The organism is Actinomyces minihominis, from assembly GCF_900187855.1.
Lineage (GTDB): Bacteria > Actinomycetota > Actinomycetes > Actinomycetales > Actinomycetaceae > Scrofimicrobium > Scrofimicrobium minihominis.
The window spans coordinates 1-1380 of sequence record NZ_FYEG01000024.1; the positions used below are offsets into that span (position 1 = coordinate 1).

At 58.6% G+C, this 1380-nt stretch carries 1 protein-coding gene; it reads left to right on the plus strand.

Annotation, left to right across the window (positions count from 1 at the left end; genetic code table 11):
• Positions 1 to 142: 142 nt before the first annotated feature.
• Entirely contained in the window at positions 143 to 1339 is a 1197-nt protein-coding gene (locus CS903_RS09260) for an IS1249 family transposase (RefSeq protein ID WP_242491835.1), read from the plus strand.
• Positions 1340 to 1380: the final 41 nt, after the last annotated feature.

Consider the following 1380-nt stretch of genomic DNA (forward strand, 5'->3'; position numbering starts at 1 on the left):
GGGATAAAGGCCAGAACGTGGTGTTTATGATCGGGGTTGGTGGCGTGGTGGCGCGTGTTAGTGGCTGTTATTAACTCCCACAGAGTTAATAAGGGGTGGGTCGTTGACAAGGAGGACTCCTTGTGGGGTGTCCTCTGAGTGGATGCGTACCAGGTCTTCTCGAGCCCGTCACTGCCCCATCTGTGGGACACCCGCCCGTAAGAACGGACGCACTAAAGCTGGCGCACAACGATGGAAGTGCACCGATTGTCAAGCCACTTTCACCACTCCTCGCCCAGACCTGACCCGTCAAGCCCAGTTCACTGCGTTCCTTACTTACCTGCAAGGCAAACTCTCTATCGAAGAAAGCGCCGCTAAAAGCGGCCTCTCCCCCCGTTCCTGGCGCAGGAAACTCTCCTGGTGTTGGAACCTGCCAACCCCCAAACCACTCATGACCGGAGAAGTTCACGACCAGTTATTCCTCGATGGGATCCACCTGGCTTACGGATGGGTCCTCCTAACCGCTGTTAACCAAGACGGCCTAGTAGTTTCCTGGCAATGGGCCACCAGTGAAAACGCGGCCGCCTACCAGGCTCTACTCCACCCCCTAGCCCCTCCCCGCCTCGTCACCATCGACGGAAGCGGAGGAGCGTTGAAAGCAATCAAAGAAACCTGGCCGCCAGAAGACGGTGTCCTCACCCAACGCTGCCTAATCCACATCCACCGCAACAACATCCGCGACCTAACCCATAAACCCCGCACCCCACCCGGGCAGGCCCTACTAGGCCTATCCCGCCGCCTCTTAGAGATCAACACCATTGATCAAGCGCGCCGCTGGGAACTACTCCTAGCCGCTTTCCACCAGCAATACACGTACTGGCTCAAAGCCCGCACCCAAGCCGCCGATAACCCAAAAGAGGCCGCCCTTCGCGGTAAAGCCTGGTGGTACACCCACGAGCGAGACCGCCGCGTCTACTACCGCCTCGAACGCCTCGTCCGCACCGGAACACTCTTCAACTACCTACACCCCACGCTGGGAAGCCCTGCCCATAAGACCACCAACATCGTTGAATCCATCAACGCTCAAACCAGCCTGGTCTTCCTCCACCACCGCGGACTTTCTGAACCACACGCGTTAGCCGCCGCTGAATGGTGCCTCTACCAACGCACCGAGAACCCCAAAACCCCGACCCTGATCCTCCGTGACTGGGACAAACAAGGACGCCCCCAACGAGCCATCATCCCCAAACAAGCCAACCCGAAACCCACACCAACCGGACCCCAACAATGGGACACCCAAACCAGCCCCGAAGACGGACTCTGGACACGAAAAGGCTGGGCAGGAAGATGGCAACCCTAACGACACGCCCGGCTAAAACACCACGTTCTGGCCATTAACCC

Bases quoted from the DNA above. Each gene is read 5' to 3' on its own strand.
- CS903_RS09260 (WP_242491835.1), top strand. From the start codon at position 143: ATGCGTACCAGGTCTTCTCGAGCCCGTCACTGCCCCATCTGTGGGACA.